Below are 18,903 nucleotides of genomic sequence, written 5' to 3'. Positions count from 1 at the left end.
ATCAGCGTCGGCACGGCGTCAGATAAATGCTCTCCGATCCTTGCATGCGCGCAGCACGGTCAATCCAGAACCTTCCTTCAAAAATAGATCCACAACCAGCAGGTCCCAGGTTTCACCACAAGCTGCGATCACAGCGATTGCGTCCGTGGCAGTTTCCGCAATCGCGATCACATCCGCGGCGACGAGTTCTGCCATCGCCGAGATCAAGTTCTCCCGGATCGTCTTGCTATCCTCGACCAGGATAACGACCAAAGACATGGTGCGTGGCCCGTACTGATTGGCTGATCAGCAGCGTCGTGATCAGCAGCATCGCAAAATCGATTCTTGCGAATGGGACCAGCTTCTATGTAGGCTGAGCACCCGACCTTTTGTCCTTCGCAAACCGAAGGTCACTTCGAGGCTTCTTCATCCTTACCCTGGCGTGTAATTTCTTGCTCCAAAGTTTCGTTCACGCCTTCCAGCACCTCGGCGGACTTGGTCAGTCGCTTTTCAATCTCGCCCGTCTGTTCAACGGCTTGATCCACGTCGCCCGTGCGCGCCTCCTTGGTTATGCCCTGATCCAGCACCTCGTGGATCACTGCTAGTTCCTCGGCAGCTTCCTGGACGTCTCCTGTTGCTTTCTTGTTTTTGTCTAGTGCATCGACCAGGGGGGGTACGTCGCTTCCTTGCGGGAGTGCTGGATCGGCCATGCGGATTCCTTTCAAAGAGGCGGTCACGTTTGCGTTGCGTCAGCGTCGCGCAGATAGCGCCGGCGCGAAAGCCGGCCGCCGATACCCAAACGGGTCGGACGCTGGCGGATAAGCCTATCGGATCTGGGTGAGGGTGTCGAGTCGTCTGGCCTGGCACGCCTTGCCCTGTGCCGCCTGCAACGAGTCTGGCGCGCTGCTCGTGGTCGGCTCACAAAAAGAAGCACCAGATGCATCACGTCCAAACAGCTGGAGTTGGAGAACCTCTGGAAGATCGATCGCCGTCACCGCGCGCCCGTGCCCCGCAGTGCCCCGGTACGGCGATTCGGAGCCATCACTTTCTTTGGGGAGAGCAGCCGCCTGTACTCCCCTTCGACCAATGCGTAGCATTCGCACGCGCGCTTCTCCAGAGCCTTGCGGTCGAGGACCTCGATCCGGCCACGTGCATAGCGAATCAGCCCGACCTCCTGCAACTTGGAGACGCTCTCAGTCACGCTTCGCGACGCACCCCGAGCATGCTGGCGATCAACCCCTGGGTCATCACGAGTTCGTTGCCGCTCCGCAGTCGGTCCAAACTCAGCAGGAGCCAGCGGCACAACTGTTGATCCAGCAAATGGTGCCGGTTGCACATCGCCGTCTGCGCCATCTGCGTCATCAGCGCCTGGACAGAGCGAACCATCAGATGCAGCACTGGGCCGCCACGGTTGAACTCGTCCTTCATCGTCTGCGCTTGCAGCCGGAAACCATGGCCTGCGCTATGCACCACCGCACGGCCAACTGTGGAATCCCCCCATGAAGAGCGCAACGCCGACCACGCCTTCATTACCAACGACGGCGCACTCGGCGGAGGTCGTGTTTTTCGTCACGCTCAGGAGCGAGACGATAGCGGTGGTCGGGAAGTACACGTGGCTCAGAATGCCGCCGGGCTCGTACAGGATCTGCCCGAGCGGCATCTCGACTGCTCAAGCTGACGCAGCCAGCGCCGCTGGTCGGCGCCCGCCAGTGCTGCGAGCAGGTGATTCATATTGGCGCTGGAGGAGGCCGACATCTGAGGTTATCGCGGGGGCGATCTGTATCAGTTTGGTTGCCCACCTTACGCAGGCCAGGCCGATTTGTATGTTCAGTAGCACACAGAAGGTCGAAGCCGCAGGCCGGTTGCCCGCTGAGATCGGTCCCTGAGCGTGAAGACCGTTTCCCCGTTACCGAGGCGACCACATCGACTTTGGCCTTTCTGCTCCGTCAGTATGTGTTCCTTGGGCCGTTTACGGCTCGAACGGCGCATCGACAGCACCGAAGGCGAATGGCGTCGACACTGCGGCCCCGCTCTTGCGAGGGCGCCAGAACCGGACAGTCACGAGCACCCGCTTCTGGCCGCATTCTGCCGGTCAAGCTCACTTTGCAGGGCGGCGATGCAACTGGCTCACCTGAAGTCCTGGCGGCCTTCGCGAGCGCGGTGCGCGCCCTCGCCGCTTCGCCGGCCTACGCCCAGGCCCGTCAGCACGAGTGCYCCCTGCTGGAAAACCACCAYTGGATGCTGCTGCTGTACCGCCTCGCGAACGGCGAGGCCATCGTGGCAATCGGGCAWGACGACGAGCCCTTCCACGGCATGCTCGAGCGCAGCACCGCGCTCGAATGCGTGCAGCGCATGGTGCAAAMGGACCTTGGCTCGCTCCGCGCYGCSGTCAACCAGGCCGTGAAGCGGGCGGCGGGCGTGAGCCTGGCGCCGGAACTGCGCCGCCTCAAGATCGCCTGACCTCTGGGACCGAATCTGAGCCGTCTTTTGGCACGTGCGGCAGTCGGCGACGCCGCACGAGATCCCTTCGTGCCTAGCCACGCAAAGTAAAGACAACGGAGAGATACGACACCGGCAGCGTGCCGATGTCCTCGATGCCGTGCAGTGCGGTGGCATCGAAGAGCAGCGAATCACCGACGCTGAGTTTCACGCGCCTGGGGCCATAGCGATAGGTCACGGCGCCCGATAGAAGATATAGAAACTTCAGGCCCGGATGCTGAAACGTCACATGGGGTCGGGCATCGGGTTGCAGCGTGACCAGATAGGGCTCGACGAACAGATTTCCCGAGAGCGCATGCCCGAGCAACTCGAAACGGTAGTCCGCGACAGACCCGAAACGTTCCACCCGAAGGCCCCTGCCCGCGGGCACATGGCTGAAATCGGTGCGGCAGCGCTGGTCGGCGAAGAAGCGTGTCAGCGGAATGCCCAGGGCGTTTGCCAGCCGGTCCAGGGTCTCGACGGAGGGCGATACCTGGCCGTTCTCGATGCGCGAGAGCATGGAGCGGGACACGCCCGAGCGCTGTGAAAGCTCCAGGGCCGAGACGCCGGCAGCCTGGCGCAGGCGGTTCACCTGGGTTCCGACAAGGGCGGCGGGCTCGCTGCGCGTGGGCTTGGCCTTGGGAGTCGGCAGGTAGAGCGACGGTGCGAGCCTGAGTGGGCGCGCGGTCGGGAATGGAGAGGCAACCTGCTTCGCCCTGGTGCGCTCGCTCCGACCACGCCCGCCGCCACCATCTGCTCGATCATTCGCAACGAGGCGTGGTGCCCGTGTCTCGCTGGTTGTCATTTCACCCCCCCAGGCTCCACATGCGGCACCAGCCACATCAACCCACCCGACAGCAGGCACGGCAGCGCGCCCCAGACCATGGCGGCCTGCACCCAGTCCGCCCCCTGCGACAGCGTGTGCGTGATGCCGAACCCCGCCGCGATGGCGCCCAGCTGCCCCAGCGCGCCGATGAAAGACCCGGCCGTGGCGCGGATGCGGCTCGGAAAGCTCTCGCCGATGAGGAACAGCACCGCCGCATACGGCCCCATCAGGAAGAACAGCCCCAGCGAGTACAGCGGCACGATGCGCCAGAAGTCGCCCTGCGGCGCCTGCAACATCGCCCAGAAGGCCACCCCGCCCACCATCCAGCCCAGCGCCACCGTGTTGCGCCGCCCGATGCGGTCGCCCAGCCAGCCGTGGAACACATAGCCGAGGAAGCCCGCCAGGTTGGAGACGATCAGCACCTGCAGCGCGTTCGAGAAATCCACCCCCTTGCCCGGCGTGCCGCCCGAGCCGCCCAGCACCGAGGTGCCGAGCACCGTGAAGATCACGATCGCAAACCAGTTCAGCAGAAAGGCCAGCCCCAGCGACAGCAGCGGCCGCAGCGACGCGCCCCGGAACATCGCGCCGATGCCCGTGTGGTGCCCCACCTCCAGGTCGACGCCCCGCGTGATCGCCAGCGCCCAGGCATGCGCCGGCCGTCCCGCGGCCTGCAGCTCGGCGATGCGCCGCGCCGTGAGGAACTGCGGCGTCTCGACCAGCCGGCGCCCCAGGATCACGATCACCACGGCCGGGAACATCGCGAACAGGAAGGACAGCGACCAGCCCCCGCCCGCGCCGAACCAGCGCTCGCCCAGCGGATAGAGGATGGTGACCAGCACGGCCGTCAGCACCGCGCCGATCGGCCAGCCGCCCTGCACCAGCGCGTAGATGAAGCCGCGCCGCCGCGTGGCGGCCGGGTCGGTGTGGACGACGGCGAACAGCTCGCTCAGGTAGGTGGCGTTGATGGTCTGCTCGGCGTAGCCCAGCCCCGCCAGCGATCGCACCAGCACCAGCAGCACGAAGCCCAGCCCGGCCGAGGCACCGGCCACCCAGCCCGCGACGGCCGTGAGCCCCGAGCAGATCGCCGCGCCGCAGACCGCGATGACGATGCCCTTGCGGCGCCCGAGCCGGTCGACGATCGGCCCGATGCCGAAAGCCACCAGCCCGGTGCCCAGCGTGACCCAGGTGTTGAGCCGGGCCTGCTCGGCGGCCGTCCACTGGAAGTGGTCGCCCAGCCGCGGCAGCAAGGTGCCGAAGAGGATGAAGTCGTACACCGCCAGGGCCCAGGCGAAGAAGCAGACCCAGGTGGCGTAGGTCACCTGCTTCGGTGTGACCTCGGGCGGCGCCCAGGCGATGATGGCGTGGGTGTCGCTGAAGGTGTCAGGCCGGGCGTCGCGCGCGGCGTCGTTCGCGGCATCGCCGCGCGGTGTGGTGGTGGTGGCGTCCATGGGCGTGCATCGCTGCTGCTGATGAGGATGGCCGTGGCGCTCAGGCCCGCGGCTGGCGCCGCAGGAAGTCGTCCGCGACCTGGTCGTAGGTCGCGAAGCGCACGCCCGGGAAGGCCTGGAAGTGCCGGATCAGGCGTTCGAGCATCAGCAGCACCTGCGGGTGGCCCGAGACGTCGGGGTGCAGCGTGATCGGGAACACCGCGTAGTCCATCTCGCGATAGACCCAGTCGAACTGGTCGCGCCACATCTGCTCGACGTCGCGCGGGTTCACGAAGCCGTGGCTGTTGGGCGACTTCTTGATGAACATCATCGGCGGCAGGTCGTCGAGGTACCAGCTGGCCGGGATCTCGACCAGCTCAGTCTCGAAGCCGCGCCGCAGCGGCTTCATCCAGGTATCGGGATGCTTGCGGTAGTCGATCCGAGTCCACGAGTCGCCGACGCGCACGTAGTAGGGATGGAAGTCGTGGTGCATCAGGCTGTGGTCGTACTTGATGCCCTTCTTGATCAGCAGCTCGTTGGTGACCGGGCTGAACTCCCACCACGGCGCCACGTACCCCGTGGGCCGCCGGCCCGAGAGCCAGGTGATGAGCTCGATGCTCTTGTCGAGCACCACCTCTTCCTGCGCCGGCGTCATCGCGATCGGGTTCTCGTGGCTGTAGCCGTGCAGGCCGATCTCGTGGCCCGCATCGGCCACCGCCTGCATCTGCGCGGGAAAGGTCTCGATCGAATGGCCGGGCGTGAACCACGAGGCCTTGATGTCGTGGTACTCGAAGAGGTGCAGCAGGCGGGGCACGCCGACCTCGCCCGCGAACATGCCGCGGGAGATGTCGTCGGGGGAATCCTGGCCGCCGTAGGAGCCCAGCCAGCCGGATACGGCGTCTACGTCGACGCCGAAGGATATGTAGATTTCTTTGGACTTGGTCATTTTGTTGTCTCCCTGAGTTGAAAAAGCACGGGCCGTTGGAGACGCACCGAAAGTTCCGAATCACGACACGTCATCAACGGCCTACACATTTTCGCGGTACATGGACCGTGGCGCAATGTACGCCATTTGGCAACTATCGATTGGTGCCAAATCTTTCAAGTCAACGTCAAGATCCGCTGCTCGTCGCCATCGGAAATGCCATTCGCACCACGCGCAAAGCACAAGAAATCTCCCAAGAAAAGCTCGCATTGCTGGCCGACGTCGATCGGAGTTACGTCGGTCGCGTGGAGCGCGGAGACAACAACGTTGCAGTGCTCAAGCTCGCGCAGATCGCACGGGCGCTGGAGATTTCATTGAGCGACTTGCTTCGCGCTGCTGGCCACTGATTGACCGAAATGCCTTTCAGTTCGATCGCTGCGGTCGACGGCAACAACGGGCGCAATCTCCTCGTCGTGCTCCTCGCGGCCAGTACTCAAGTACCTGCCCACATCCTGATTGATGACGAACATCGTTCCCTTAACTCGGATTCGGCGACCTGATTGTTGACGCGGCCTACGAGGGCGGCAGTGCAAAGAACACTGGCGCTGATCCAATCGCGAGGCTGCTGCCCGGTGCTGGCAATCTGGGGGATTTCGTCCTCCCGGCCCGGGGCCAAAGAGATTCGTGGTCCTTTACTCAAACGGCGAAGATGGCGATTGGCCTGATCGCGAGATATCGCTCAGATCCTAATCACGTCCGGATACAGTATGTTTGATCAAATAGAGCTTCTATTGAGCGAATGGGTAGGTTGACGCATGACTCTATGACTGAGCTTCATGGGTCAGTGTCCGCAGGCATGCAACCGAGCAAAGGCTCTTTTACAAGGTGTCTTCRAAGCCCCCTCCTCGCCCGCTAGCGCCGCGGGACACGCGGCGGGCAAGCTCCCAGCGCGTGGTCACGGCTCGCCGCCGCCTACTCGTCTGGTTCGCGCTGCATGGCCGAAAATTCAGCTGGCGCCGTTCGCAGGCCAGTCACTATGAGCAGATCGTCAGCGAGGTGCTGCTGCAACGCACTCGAGCTGAGTCCGTCGACGCGGTGATGGGTCATTTCGTCGAGCGCTACCCATCCTGGGAGGCGCTAGCCACGGCCGTGAGTGGGGATCTTCAACAGTTCTTGCGCCCGCTGGGATTGTGGCGACGACGCGCCGAGTCGCTCACGCGGCTCGCGAGGGCAGTCGTCGCTCTCAACGGAAAGTTCCCCGAAGCCCGCCGGGAGCTCGAGCAGCTCCCCGCGGTGGGGCAGTACGTAGCGAGCGCGATCCTGATGTTTGTGCATGGCAAGCCTGAAGCACTCCTCGATACCAACATGTCGCGCGTGCTGGAACGCTACTTCGGCCCGCGCGACCTCGTTGACATCCGCTTCGACCCATACTTGCAAGCGCTCGCCAAGCGATTCGTCTCCCACGGTAGCGGCCGAGAGGTCAACTGGGCCATCCTCGATCTGGGCGCCACGACCTGCAAGCCGCGCGAGCCCATTTGCGAGCAATGCCCGCTGGCCCGTGGTTGCTTAACAGGGCGGCAACTGCTTGCCGAGCGCGCAAGGGCCGCGGCCAGGATTCGCGTGCAACGCCAGACAAAGCCTGCTAGGCGCGCGGCCCGGCGCTAGGAACACGCCCTAGACAGCTCCACCTCCAATAGCAGGTGGCCCGTAGCCCCTTCTAGTGCTCGGTGCCCGAGGTAGTCGATTGCTCGGCCAGCAGCTCGAAAAACGGCTTACCTCGAATGATCTCCCCGGGCAGACCGTGGGTCTTGGCTAGGCACTGGTGCACTGGTAGTCCGCTCACGCGCTCGGCTTGTCGGGGCGCGTCGCCCGTGAAGCCCAACGCAATCAGCTCCTGCGGTTTGACGTTGGGGACCTTGTGAATAAACCAGGTGAGTAGCGGCTCGCGGTAATCGGTGGTCCCGGCCTTGAAGTGGCTGAGAAACTGGGAGGCCAGCACCACACCCGCACCGAACTCCCGGCCTTGCAGCAAGATGTTGCGAAGCACGTCAAACTCGTGGCGCATGATGTTGTCGGCCTCGTCCACGAGTAGGAACGAGTCGATGTAGCGCAGCTGCGGGTCCGTGCCCACGTACGGCTGCTTCGAGGTTCGCAGCATCCGCTCGTAGAAGAGGTTCAGCATGAAGGCCACGACCATGCTCTTCGTGCGGTCGTCCTGACCGAGGTCGCCCAGGGCGACGACCACGACCCCATCGAACGTGGTGTCGGTCGCGGCATCGCGAGGCGGCTGCTCGGCGAACAGTTCCGCGTCGACGAGGTCGTCGATGATCGACGAGATCGAGTCAGCGCCATTGCCGAGCAGCGCGTGGTATTGCGCATGCACATCGTAGATGGTGGGGTCGTCACCCACTTCGCCGCGGTCCTGGTACGCCTTCTTAACGGCCTCCTTGAGTCGAGCCCGCTGCACCGGCCCGATTCCCGAGTAGATCTTGTCGAGCACGTCTGCGAAGAACTGAAAGCGGACCAACCACTTCACCTTGCCCTCGGGCATCCCGGTCGTGTCGAACACGTTGATTGGCATGCGGTGCGGACGAATGACTCGGGCGCCCGTTGCAGCGACGAAGTCGGCCGAAACATAGTCCTTCTTGTAGTCGAGCACCAAGAAGTTCGGACGCTTGCCGCGGTTGAAATCTTGCGCCTTAGCCACTTGGTACACGAGTGACTTCAGGAACTGCGTCTTGCCGGTTCCAAGGTCGCCGACCACTCCAATGTTCAGTTGGTTCAGGCGCGTGTCGCTCAGATCCACGCAGCGCGGCCCCGCAGCGAAGCCGTCGACGGCCGAGCCCAGTTCGAGCACCACGCCATGCCCCGATGGTGTGGCGGTCGTCTTGGCCGGTACGGGTAAGCCCTCCGCTGGCCGAGCACTTTCGAAAGGGGCGGTATCGGTTTCCCGTGAAAGTTGGGCTTCTTGTCCCGGTCCCGGCGCCTCGCCGGGATCCGCGATGGATGCCTCGTCGGACGTACCTAGCCCGCCGGAGCCATCGAGTGCTTGGCCGGTCGGCGCTACAGAGTCGCCAACCTGCTGTGTCGAGCCGCCTTCTCCGGTAAGGTTTGCCTCTGGCGCGACAGGCATGACCTGCCAGAGCCCCAACTTGCCCTGGACCTGCCCTCGCAGCGCACCCGCATCGCCCCGCACAATGCGACCGGCGTCCGCATGCGATAGCACGATAGTCTTGTATTGGCCGTCCGCGTCCGAATCTTGGGGGCCGCTTTGCACGGTCGCGTCAATGACGATGAGCCGGCCGGCCTCGTCGATCTCGAGGCTAGCGGAGTCGCCGAGAATCGCGGCCGTGACCTGCTCGTGCAGAGCCGACCAGTCCGCGGCCGAGCGTAGAACCGTCGGCTGTTGGCTGTAGACGCGGAACCCGTAGCTAACGATAGACACCAGCAGGTCCTGCAAGGTCACTCGCCACATCACGCCGCCATCGGCCTCCGAGGCGACGGCTTGCAGCATGGTAAGCAACTCCGACAGTGAGCGTGCCTGCCTCAAAGCAGCTTCCCGCTCGACAAGGGGCATCGGCTGCCCCGGCCCACGGAACTTGACCTCCACTGGCGTGAACTTGCACCGCACTATGCCTTCTTCGACCTCGATGCCCACGATGAGCAAGTCTGGCCGATGGGCCGAATCCTTGTCTAACGCGCGCCCGAGGTCGTCGAGGTGCGCGCGGTAGGGATCCACCGGCAGCACCATGATCAGGCGCGAGCCGCTCGCGGTTCGGCTCCAGCTGGGCAGCCACACAGCCTGTTCCTGCTTGTCGCGGAAGTCGTCCTGCAGCAGGCGTGCCGCCACGAAGAGGCCCAGGTCGCCGCTGGCGCTGCGTCCGCCGCTCGCGAGCCCACGCACGGTCGGTATCCCACGGCGGGCGACCTCGTATATGACCTCGTCGATGAGTCCGTCGGTCAGCTTCTCGCAGCCCGGTAGGTCCTTCAGAACGGCTTGCAGCGCGCCGCGGTTGACCTCGCTCACGCGCGATAACAGGTAGTAGCCGTTGTTGTCCCCCGCGCGGTTCGAGTAGGACGGCATGTCGTAGTCCCACAGATACGCGCCGGGCAGCCATCCACCGAGGAAGCATGCTGGATCCACCGCGGCGGACGAGATGGCCGCGTAGTCGGCCCTGTCGAGCACATCCTTGACAGCACCAATGCTGGGCGCAAAAACATAAGCCACGCGCTTATCGCTAAGCCCCTCGAGCCGCACGATCAAGTCGGCAACTCGCTGCGCGAGCATGTCTTCGTCACCTTCCCTTCGGCGTGCAACACGGGCCTCGGCGAGGTAGGCCCCGCCAGCGGCGCGCAGCTGCTGGCGCACGCGGTGGCGGAGTAGTCCGCCCGTAGCCAGTGGCGCAGTGAGCAACGTCGGCTCGCACTTGCTGCCGGCCGTCTCAAGCTGCGCCAGGATTCCGAGGTCGGCGCGTAAGCCGTTATCGCAGTTCCCGTGGCCGTACCAGCGAACCGCATTGGCGGTGTCTTCGGCCAAGTTCGAGATCTCCGCGTCGACAGGGCGTGCCTCAGGCGGACGCTCATCGAGAACGTGCACGTGTCGAGGTCCCAGGCCGAACAACGGCGTCACCAGCTCTTCCTCCACACCAAGGTGGTCACGGCACCAGCCGAGCAAGCCGGCGCTGCAGGCATCGTGTTGCGTGCCAGCGCTCGCGACCAGCACATTGAGCACGGGCTTGGCCTGGAGTAGGCGCGTGATGTCGTCCATGGCGCGGCGCACCTGCGACTCGCTGAAGCCCCGCGACAGACCTCCGACGCGCAGGCCGAGCTCCGCGTCGAAGGGCGCGCGGGCGGCACGGGAGGCCAACTGCTGCAAGCGCTGCGAGTTCCAGAGGATCCCCCAGTAATCCGAGTCGCACTCCACGGACAGGAACGTTCTCCATTCGACGCCCCCGGACGCCGCGCGTAGCGCCAGGGCTAGAGAGTCTGGCACGCAGTCCGGATCGAGGATCGCGGCGGCGGGGCAAGGGCGCTTGCGCTGCGCGAGGAAGAGCGCCCGCTGCGCGAGGCAATGCCAAGCTAGCCGCACCGGGTGCAGAGGAGAGACGAGCATTGCGTCCGGCTCATGCGCGAGCGTCGCGCTGGTCTCGTGGTCCACAACTATCGAGACGTCGCACCACGCGGCTGCCTCGGGATCCGAGTCGAGCCACGCCGTATAGGCGCGCACGTAGCTCTCCACCGCCTCGGCAAAGTCGGGGTCGGTAATCATCCATTCGCCCAGGCGAGCTGATTCGATGATACCGCTACCGTCGTCCTTGCCCCTGATGCGCGCCGCAACGTCGCGGCGGGCCTTAACGAAGCCGGCGGGGGGGGCCATCTCTGCCGGCGAGGGCCGAGGATCCTGCAAGAACGTCGCGCGCGAAAGGATCGTGTCGTCCTGGCGCGACCAATCGCGCGGGTGCCACCCGTCCGCGTAGTCCGCGGCCAGCACCAACGGGTACCAAGAGGCCTCGATTTGTTCTGGGGACAACATCCAGGCCTGGAGGTCGCAGCAGCGGACGGTCCGGTTGGGGTGCACAGCAATCGCGGACTGCGTGCTAGTCCTTCGGCGGTTCAGGCGCAGCAACCGCTCAAACTCGCTGGCGCAACCATTCGTCGGCGCCTCGGCCGCAGAAACATAGAGGCGCAGCGTGCGCAACTCGCTGCCCGGTTCGCCGGTTTTTTGCTCGCCGCTTTTCTTTTCAACCGGTCGGCGCAAGCGCACCTCGTAGGCGCATTCACCTTCGCCGGCATCAACATCGAACCCGGGATCTTGTCCCTGGGCCGTGACTATGGAAGCATCGCGCTCGGGTACGGCCACGCCGTCCGCATCGAGGGCGCGCGCAGTGAACTCGAATTGGACGCCAGGCGCCAAGAGGAGCTCGACGTAATGGCGCCCCTGCCCGTCGAGTGTCAGTGTGGCCTCCATGCGCACGTTGGAGCTGTTGGCTGGGGCACGCGCGGCGCGCGGCAGCTTTCCCTCGGTGGCCGTGCGCGCCGCGACGACGACACCCGGCTCCCATCGAGCCAGGGAGACCACGCGCACGCTGCACTTCTTGAGCTTGGATTGTTCCTCGGGGCGCACGGATGCGCAGCTGTAACGCAGCGGCGACGCATGGGACATCGGATCCTCGTCCACGATCACCGCTGTACCGTTAACCGGGGCAATCTCCCACTCGCGCCTACCTCTGGCCCCGCCCGACTCACGCACGATCTTCAACGGCTCGTTCGGGTCCGCGGTCGCGGGAAGTTGCACGGTTAACTCAACTTCGTGGTCGACTATTGGTACCAAGCCCTTCACTTGGACGGCGCGCGCATTGGTGCAGCGTAGCCCGATGGCCTCTGGACGGGCAACATCATCCCCGTCCAACAGGGCAAGCCAACGTTCCACCGTGAGGTGCTGCCACCAAGGCGGCGCCTGCCCAACGGTGTCGCCCGTTACCGGGCCATAGTAGTACGGAGCTGAACGCGCGAATGCGGTGAGCACGTGGCAACGGCCCTGCAGGTGCTCGAGCACCGCGGCGAGCGCGACCTTGTCTTCATCGATGGCCTGCTGCTGGCATTGCTCGATCGTTCCCCGAAAGCCTGCATCGTCAAAACGCGTCGCCAATTCCCGCAGGACTTCGCGCTGGCGATCGATGTCAAGCTTTCCATCGGCACACGGTGGATATCCACACGCAAGACTCAGCATGTTTGTGAAGTCGCCATTTACCGGCAATGACCACAGGCGGGACAGGACTTGCCAGCATGCCTGACGCGAGACCTCGTGGGGGTCGACCTCGTCGGCCGATTCCATGGCGAACTGCAGCAGGCGCTGTGCGGTCTCGTACTCGCGCTCGAAAAGCCCCTGCTGCGCCCTTTGCACCTGCAGTGGCTCGTCCAAAAGCCCCCGGATGAACGGGTCGTTGCACCACTGGTTGATGCTGGGCGTGACGCCGCTGGAGCCAAGGGCCAATCCAAACTCGGAACGCGTCGAGGTCTGGGTGAGATTGGCGTGCAGGCCTGGCGGAGCCAGGACCACGTAGACGGGGCAGGTCGTGCTATTGCGAAGGCTCGTGAGGTGGTTGGCCGTACATCGGCCCGATGCGTTCAGCAGCGGATCTTCCTCGCCGTCGTCGAGTACCGGCAGAAGCACGGGGATGCGATCGCCGCTTTCGCCAATCGCGATTCCGCCATCTCTTGCAAGCAGCGCGAACACCTCGTCCAGGAGCGGCATGGGTGGGCCATTGAACACGGCCCTGTATTCGTCGTTCTGATCCGCAAGGGCTTGAACTTGCGCGCGCACATGCTCGATCACGCGGGCTGCAATGGCCTGGGCGATGGACTTCAAGAAACAGACTCCTCGGGATGGCGGGTGAATGGCGGCACGAGCAGCATTCCGCTTTCCGCGTCGGGGCTGTCGAGAACAAGGCCGAGCATGCGTAGCTTCTGCCCGAGGTCGCTGTGGGCAATTTCCTCGATGCTGACGGCGATGCCGTAGGCGGCGAGGTGATGCGCGAGGCGTTGCACCGAACGCGGGCCGCTCACGCTCCAAAGGCAGCAGTGCACAAGTGTCAGCACGGCAACCGGGCCGAGGGAAATGACGAACTGCGCGTTCTGCGCCTCGCTGCGCTTGCGCAGCGCGTACCCCTGGTCATAGCCGCGAAGCGCGGTATTGGCCGTGTCGCGCTTTCCAAGGACGTAACGGCAGAACTCGCTAATGTTGTTGCCGATACCGCTTTTGCAGTTGATGGTGCGCGAGTGTTCGTCTCGCAACTGGCCCAGGTGCTTGTAGAAGCCGTCCTCGCGCAGCACCGACGCGTGGGCGCGCAGCGATCGTAGCAACTCCAGGAGGCTCCGTGCAGACTGGAGTGCCGGTCCAGGCGAATCACTCGGCTCAAGTCGGGCAGAAAGCATCCACAACGCGAGGTTGATGCCCAGGCGACCCACTAGATACTGCGACGCGCAATCCTTGATCGTCGCCCGTGCCGGCCGACCATAGGCGAAGTGGTGCGAACCAGTATCCAGCACCCTCTTTCTGAGGGCTCCCTCGTCTTCCGGCAGAGGCTTCCCTGCCTCTGCCAGCGCGCAGTCGACGAGTTCCCACAGGCGAAGATTCGCACGACATAACCACAACACGTGCGACACGGCGCCAAGCCTGACGATCGCCTCGAGCACGCTGATCCACTGCCGGCGCGTCATGCTGGACTTGGCGGCGATCACGGCCTCCAGATCACGCGCGAATTGCTGGGCCGGCAGGTGAAGATACGGCCGTTCTTCCTCGGCGAGCATTGACATTGCCAGCGGGGGGGGCGATTGCCAGGGACGGTCGACCGGTCCGCGGCGTCCGAATTCTTCGTGCAACCAGCGCGCCCAGGCGTCATCGCTCTCGGTGATGGACAACGCGTTGTGCAGTGCCTGCCAGAGCTGCTCGGCATGCTCGGCCGACCGCGCACCCATCCAAACCATGCGTCTGACAAGCTCCCCAGGGTTCCAGGGGCTTCCTGCCAGGCGCGCGGAGCCCGAATACAGTGCGACATCAGGCACCACCGGCGAGAGTTGCAGGAAGCGCTTGTCGGATTGGTGACGCTGCTTTGGGCTCTCAACCACGTCCTGCAGGATGGTCCGCCAAGTGTCGGCTCCGACGCTGCCCGGGACACTCGGTGTGACGGCCGAGCCACGGGACAGCCTGTCGAGGTCGCGCCCGTTCTTCGCCACCTCACGCTCCGGATAGGCCCCGTAGCCGTTGGCCCGGTACAGCGAGGCGATGAGCACCTCCGCGGTGGCAAATTCCGGTGCGGGCTGCAGCGCCAGCATCGAGTCGACATAGGAGGAGTGCGACTTGCTCCAGGGGCCTTTTAGGAACTCCGCGATGCTCATCAGTTCAGCCTTGTTGGACTAGGAAATGCCCAAGTTCACGAACGATGAACTCGTTGCGTGTGCCGACGCGAATCTGGCCGTCCTCGAGCAATTCCTCGCTGCGTACGATGGTGCCGGCCAACCGAGCACGCGTGGCGTCGAGCAGCGCGACCACGGGCCGCGGCAGAGACGCGGGTTGCATCCCGCGGCGCAATTCTCGAACTGAGCGATACAGTTCATAGGTCAACGCGATGGAGTGGCTGGCGCCCTTGGCGCCCACCTCGAGAAACCGCGTAGGTGGTCGCGGGCGGTCGCCGAGCGGCCATTCACGTGCCTTGACCTTCTGCTTGCTGGTGACGAGGACTGCGCGACGCTGGGCCGGGGGCAGGGGCTCGCCGAACGTCGTGTTCAAGGACACTACGAAGCGGTCGCCGTCGTTCAACAGCGCATCGACTTGCTTGATGGCGTCGTGTAGCAACTTCAGGTCGCCCGAGGCGACCCGTTCGAAGTCGGCAAGCGTCGTGGCCTCTCGCGTTGCACCGCCCCGCACGCCGACGGCCCGCCGCGTGTACCGGCATGCGAAGTCGCGCACCCATGACTGCACGCGGGCGACGACATGAGGATGTTTGCGGGCCGCCTCGATAGTGGGTAACTCATCGTCAGCGTCAGCCAGCCGGGCGAGGAGGTTGATGTCGAGCTTGGTAAGGCAGTGGAACTGCCGGATGAAAGCCAGTCCCTGTCGCGTCGACTGGCTAAATCGGACGTCTAGGTCGCGGAATGCGATCGTGGTCGCGTTGCTCAGTTGCACCGTCGACTCCGGCTCAGCAAGCGCCGGGTCCAGCGCCTCGACAAGCCCTGAAAGCTGCGTGGATAGCGTGTGCGGGATGGAGTGCGCCTGTGGCCGGGCCAGGAAGTGGTACAGGCCCGCGAGTACCGGATGGTCGCGCAACTTGAGCTCGCCGAGATGGGCCCAGTAGGTGCGCAGGCCCCTCGGCGACCAGACCCCGAAGAGCGCGTGGTGGTACTGAGCTGCAGCCAGCACAAAGAGCGCGGCATGGCGTTGCGCAGCACTTGCCTCGGCGCGGCCAGAGCCGAGCTGAAGGAGCTGAGCGGCGTGCTCGCAGGGGGATTTCTTCGCCTTGCCCTTGGTCTCGCCGGGCGCCCCGGCGAGCAGAAATGACACCAGCGAGAACAAGTCGCGAAAGCTCCACCGCTTGCCCGCTGCAAGCTCGTACCATCGCAGGATCTGCAGAAGTGATCCGCGATGCGGCTCAGCCGAGAGCAAGCGTCGGCTTGTGCAATAGGGGCAAAGGTCGCCCGCGACACATTCGCCGTACTGTGGCCATCGCATTGCATCGGTAGCGACCTGCAGGAGTTGGAGGGCGGCGGAGGCGTCCTCGTCGGGCGGCGAGACGACCAGGCTCTCGACGTCCATCGGCCACGTCGCGATCGCAGGGAATCCGGGCAACGGCCAGCACGGTGTTGCGTCGAGCGATTGGCCGACGGAGTTGACCATTTCGCGCAGGAGCTGGGAGACTTGCGCGCGACCCTGATCGGTGGCGAGAATCAGCGCATCGTCGAGCACGCCGCGATTGACGCAGGCCAGGTACACAAGCCGATCGCCCGAGGTTAGGACCTGTTCGAGTTCGTCCAGAAGAAGTGCTGCCGGGCTTGCCCGTGGCAGGGTTGCATCCGGGGCGGAAGCATCCTGGACGATGCCGAGCGTCCAGCCAAGTCGCCCCCCCGACACTTCGCGCAGGTCCATGCGTGCAATGCGCGGCGGGGGGTTGTCGCCCTGGCCCATAAACTGCGCTGCGACGGCATCGCGTAGCGCCCGGTCCAGCCCGAGCGCGGCGTCCAGTGCTTCGACGGCGAACTCCACGGCCTCTGTCTTACCGTTGCCTGGCCCCCCCACAAGTGCGACACCTCGCGGCGCATCGCGCTCGTTGCGGGCAATCGCGCCGGCCCATCGCTCGAGGCGAGTCAAGAGCGGGGTGCGGATAACCTGACCGCTCGGACGCCCGCTCGCCTCGTAGAAGAGGCGACGCACGCCACCGGACTTGTGCCCCGCCCAATTCCAAAGGGCGGCAGGGAGGTCAATATTGTTCGTGATTTCAGCGGACATTGGCAGCGCCTACAACGTCTACGAGAACTGGGCATCCAGCACGGCCGGCTCATGGTCCTGATGCCGCCTAGCATTCGACGCGTTGCTTGGCCAGCGTTGCAGGAGATGAGCCAGCCCGACGCCCAGCGCACGGGCGAGCAGTGGGGGCACAGCGTTGCCGATCTGCGTGTAGCGTGGGCTCTCCGTCTTACGCAGGTGCCCGCCCGTGGTGTATTTTCCACGGAAGCGGAACCAATCCGGAAATGACTGCAGGCGCGCGTACTCGCGCACCGTCAATATCCGCGGCTCGGCGTAGTGGATCAGGTCATCGGGTAGCGTGGTGAGAGTCGGCGCGGGCAGGCTCGCGTGCAGCGGGAAGGTTCGATGCTTTTGAAGGCCAAGCCTTTCGCGAACTTCCCGCGTGAGGGGCATGCCCTTCACGATCGATTTGTCTCTCAGGATCTCTTCGAAGCGCTCCTGGACCGTCGCGGTGTGCCTGGCAAGTCGCAAGCTACTCATCCGCTCGCCCGCGAGGTTGCTGTTCATCGAGCGTTGGTACTTGGTCAGCGGCCCCTTGTAGATGAGTCTCCAGTACTTGCCAGGCACGCGCAGCTCGGCATCGTCACCGTCACCGTCGCAGTGCTTAGTCCAACTCGTGACTCGAGCGTATGGCGGCTCCTTTCCAGCACGCCAATGGCCGACTTCCAAATCGGAAATCGCCGCGCGAACGCTCAGCTCCACGCACGACGAGGCCCCCGTGCCAGAGTCCAGATCTTGCAGTTTTCGCAGTTGGCGAGCCCCTTCGCGCTCGATGTGAGCCAGCAATTGCGTCATTGCCTGGGCCAGGCTTCTCGGGGCATCTTTCTCGTCGCCCCACTCGGGGCCGCGCCGGATGCCAAGCACGATGAGCCGCTCGCGCCGCTGGGGCACACCGAACTGAGCCGCGTTCAGGCGGCGCTCGTGCACGAAGTAGTTCCTCTCGAGAGATTCTTTGAGCTTCTTGAAGAAAGGGCTCGGGCGATACTCGCCGCGAAGGCTGCGTTGGCCGGACTCGTGATCTACGAGCATGCCCGGCACGTTCTCGAGCACGATGACCCGTGGAAGGACCAAGTTGACGAACTTGACATAGTGCTCGAATAGGCGGTTACGGGGATCGTCCCCGTTGCGCCGACCGGAGAACGAAAATCCTTGGCACGGTGGTCCGCCGGCGACGAGGTCAACCTTTCCGCGTAGCGCCTCGAGGCGCCGTTTCTGCCCTGGGCCTTCTAGCAAATCCTCAATGCCATGGGGGCTCGCCGCGAGCAGATCGTGCGGCCAGCTAAATCGAAACTTCAGCGGGCCTTCTTCGAGGAAGTTCGTCCGGAAAGTCTTGAACGCGTGATCAGCCTTTTCGATCGCAAACAAGCCGTGAAAACCCGCCTGGGACAACCCTAGCGAGAGGCCGCCACAGCCGGCAAAGAGGTCAACAAAGGTCGGCTTGCTTGATTCAGTCAATGTGTTGGAATTCTCGTGCTTGCCGGGCCCCACCTGCTAGGAGGCAACGCTCCGCGCTGAATAGCTTACGCATGCATTGGCACCTCTTAACGCTGCCATTTCGCAGCAGTGCTTCCGAGAGGATAGCCGACGCGGGGCGCGTACTATGGGAATCCTCGAAGAATACCACCGCGGGTTCGGCCAATACCGCACTCCAAATCGCGTGGAGGCTGTCCAGTGTGATTTTCGACGGCACGGACGTCGAAAGCGCGAGGGCGGAAAAGCATCGCTCCCGCAACGATCAAGGTCGTCGAACTCCCTGCTGCAGATTCCTTACCGGATCGTGTTTCGCCCATCGCCCACTTCCAGTGGGACGGTCTAGTCGGCGCCGCCGAAGACATGGCCGCTCAGCAAGGTTGCTCGCGATCGATATGCTCGAACTGGCCATAGTGGACCACGGCGCGGCTGGGCAGGAAGATTCAGGCCGGCCGGCTGGTTGCTGCCAGACGCCCCTACCCCACCTCCTCTACTTACATGCGCGCAGCACGATCGAAAAGGCGTCCGCAGGTGTGGTTCCTTCGTAAGCGGCTGGTCGTCCCACCTTGCCAGATGATCCCGGATCAGGGGCCGTTGACCTCGTCGACGGTTTCACCGTCGTCGTAGTACGCACCGATGGCTCGATCGAGTCGCTTGAGCAGCGCGTTGAGTGTTTCTCCGTCTCGGCGTACCAGCATTGCCAGGGCGTTGTTGCCGTCGGCGGCGGTGGCTGCGCATTCATGGGGCGGGAGCGCGCCGAGCGTGATCTCGCCGCCGT

The 18,903-nt window shown here is 64.4% G+C and carries 14 protein-coding genes and 1 pseudogene; 4 read left to right on the top strand and 11 right to left on the bottom strand.

The genetic code is table 11. From position 1 onward, the window contains the following. Nucleotides 1-18: 18 nt before the first annotated feature. The 3 genes and pseudogenes from AC1D2E_RS30000 to AC1D2E_RS29990 all read right to left on the bottom strand — a co-directional run bounded on the left by AC1D2E_RS30000 (nt 19) and on the right by AC1D2E_RS29990 (nt 1,734). Nucleotides 19-258, bottom strand: a complete 240-nt coding sequence (locus AC1D2E_RS30000; protein ID WP_478200779.1) for a hypothetical protein — start codon at nt 256-258, stop codon at nt 19-21. A 131-nt stretch (nt 259-389) separates the two neighbouring features. Further along, a complete protein-coding gene (locus tag AC1D2E_RS29995) occupies nt 390-689 on the bottom strand; it encodes a hypothetical protein (RefSeq protein WP_478200778.1) in 300 nt (99 codons plus the stop codon). 281 nt (nt 690-970) lie between these two features. Further along, nucleotides 971-1,734 (bottom strand): annotated as a pseudogene (locus AC1D2E_RS29990) (Crp/Fnr family transcriptional regulator). A 483-nt stretch (nt 1,735-2,217) separates the two neighbouring features. Between AC1D2E_RS29990 and AC1D2E_RS29985 the strand changes: the two are divergent. Further along, the gene (locus tag AC1D2E_RS29985) at nt 2,218-2,439 is read left to right on the top strand and encodes a hypothetical protein (protein ID WP_478200777.1); all 222 of its coding nucleotides are present in this window, start codon (nt 2,218-2,220) and stop codon (nt 2,437-2,439) included. A gap of 73 nt (nt 2,440-2,512) precedes the next feature. Here AC1D2E_RS29985 and AC1D2E_RS29980 read toward each other — a convergent pair whose 3' ends face one another. The 3 genes from AC1D2E_RS29980 to AC1D2E_RS29970 form a co-directional block, all read right to left on the bottom strand. Further along, nucleotides 2,513-3,049, bottom strand: a complete 537-nt coding sequence (locus AC1D2E_RS29980) for a helix-turn-helix domain-containing protein (protein WP_478200776.1) — start codon at nt 3,047-3,049, stop codon at nt 2,513-2,515. A gap of 209 nt (nt 3,050-3,258) precedes the next feature. Then, nucleotides 3,259-4,731, bottom strand: a complete 1,473-nt coding sequence (locus AC1D2E_RS29975; protein WP_478200775.1) for an MFS transporter — start codon at nt 4,729-4,731, stop codon at nt 3,259-3,261. A 40-nt stretch (nt 4,732-4,771) separates the two neighbouring features. Beyond that, the gene (locus AC1D2E_RS29970) at nt 4,772-5,656 is read right to left on the bottom strand and encodes a polysaccharide deacetylase family protein (protein WP_478200774.1); all 885 of its coding nucleotides are present in this window, start codon (nt 5,654-5,656) and stop codon (nt 4,772-4,774) included. 143 nt (nt 5,657-5,799) lie between these two features. On the opposite strand from AC1D2E_RS29970, the gene AC1D2E_RS29965 reads away from it, so the two are divergent. The 3 genes from AC1D2E_RS29965 to AC1D2E_RS29955 all read left to right on the top strand — a co-directional run bounded on the left by AC1D2E_RS29965 (nt 5,800) and on the right by AC1D2E_RS29955 (nt 7,300). Further along, on the top strand, nt 5,800-6,042 hold the full coding sequence (locus AC1D2E_RS29965; protein WP_478200780.1) for a helix-turn-helix domain-containing protein: 243 nt from the start codon (nt 5,800-5,802) through the stop codon (nt 6,040-6,042). 9 nt (nt 6,043-6,051) lie between these two features. Continuing rightward, nucleotides 6,052-6,195: a hypothetical protein gene (locus AC1D2E_RS29960; protein ID WP_478200773.1), complete on the top strand. Its 144-nt coding sequence runs from the start codon at nt 6,052-6,054 to the stop codon at nt 6,193-6,195. A gap of 391 nt (nt 6,196-6,586) precedes the next feature. Next, nucleotides 6,587-7,300 carry an HhH-GPD family protein gene (locus tag AC1D2E_RS29955; RefSeq protein ID WP_478200772.1) on the top strand — a complete coding sequence of 238 codons (714 nt, stop codon included), beginning with the start codon at nt 6,587-6,589 and terminating at the stop codon, nt 7,298-7,300. Nucleotides 7,301-7,352: 52 nt separating this feature from the next. On the opposite strand, the gene AC1D2E_RS29950 is transcribed toward AC1D2E_RS29955, so the two are convergent. From AC1D2E_RS29950 to AC1D2E_RS29930, 5 genes are all read right to left on the bottom strand, one after another. Continuing rightward, nucleotides 7,353-13,004: an ATP-binding protein gene (locus AC1D2E_RS29950; RefSeq protein ID WP_478200771.1), complete on the bottom strand. Its 5,652-nt coding sequence runs from the start codon at nt 13,002-13,004 to the stop codon at nt 7,353-7,355. Beyond that, the gene (locus tag AC1D2E_RS29945) at nt 13,001-14,533 is read right to left on the bottom strand and encodes a hypothetical protein (RefSeq protein WP_478200770.1); all 1,533 of its coding nucleotides are present in this window, start codon (nt 14,531-14,533) and stop codon (nt 13,001-13,003) included. Before AC1D2E_RS29945 ends, AC1D2E_RS29950 begins: the two co-directional genes overlap by 4 nt. Before the next feature lie 4 nt (nt 14,534-14,537). Continuing rightward, nucleotides 14,538-16,637 (bottom strand): hypothetical protein, encoded by a 2,100-nt coding sequence (locus tag AC1D2E_RS29940; protein ID WP_478200769.1) that lies wholly within the window; start codon nt 16,635-16,637, stop codon nt 14,538-14,540. Nucleotides 16,638-16,655: 18 nt separating this feature from the next. Continuing rightward, complete coding sequence (locus AC1D2E_RS29935) at nt 16,656-18,110, bottom strand: DNA cytosine methyltransferase (protein WP_478200768.1); 1,455 nt, start codon at nt 18,108-18,110, stop codon at nt 16,656-16,658. 599 nt (nt 18,111-18,709) lie between these two features. Continuing rightward, nucleotides 18,710-18,903, bottom strand: a 194-nt coding sequence (locus AC1D2E_RS29930) for a hypothetical protein (protein ID WP_478200767.1), incomplete at its 5' end; no start/stop codon positions are given.

The organism is Variovorax sp. P1_H2, from assembly GCF_056405295.1.
Note: the sequence above shows the minus strand (reverse complement) of the source record. Positions and strands in the feature narration are given on the sequence as shown.

Excerpts from the sequence above, each read along its gene's own strand:
- AC1D2E_RS29945 (WP_478200770.1), bottom strand. The coding sequence starts at position 14,533 with ATGAGCATCGCGGAGTTCCTAAAAGGCCCCTGGAGCAAGTCGCACTCC.
- AC1D2E_RS30000 (WP_478200779.1), bottom strand. The coding sequence starts at position 258 with ATGTCTTTGGTCGTTATCCTGGTCGAGGATAGCAAGACGATCCGGGAG.
- AC1D2E_RS29975 (WP_478200775.1), bottom strand. The coding sequence starts at position 4,731 with ATGGACGCCACCACCACCACACCGCGCGGCGATGCCGCGAACGACGCC.
- AC1D2E_RS29970 (WP_478200774.1), bottom strand. The coding sequence starts at position 5,656 with ATGACCAAGTCCAAAGAAATCTACATATCCTTCGGCGTCGACGTAGAC.
- AC1D2E_RS29995 (WP_478200778.1), bottom strand. The coding sequence starts at position 689 with ATGGCCGATCCAGCACTCCCGCAAGGAAGCGACGTACCCCCCCTGGTC.
- AC1D2E_RS29960 (WP_478200773.1), top strand. The coding sequence starts at position 6,052 with ATGCCTTTCAGTTCGATCGCTGCGGTCGACGGCAACAACGGGCGCAAT.
- AC1D2E_RS29940 (WP_478200769.1), bottom strand. The coding sequence starts at position 16,637 with ATGTCCGCTGAAATCACGAACAATATTGACCTCCCTGCCGCCCTTTGG.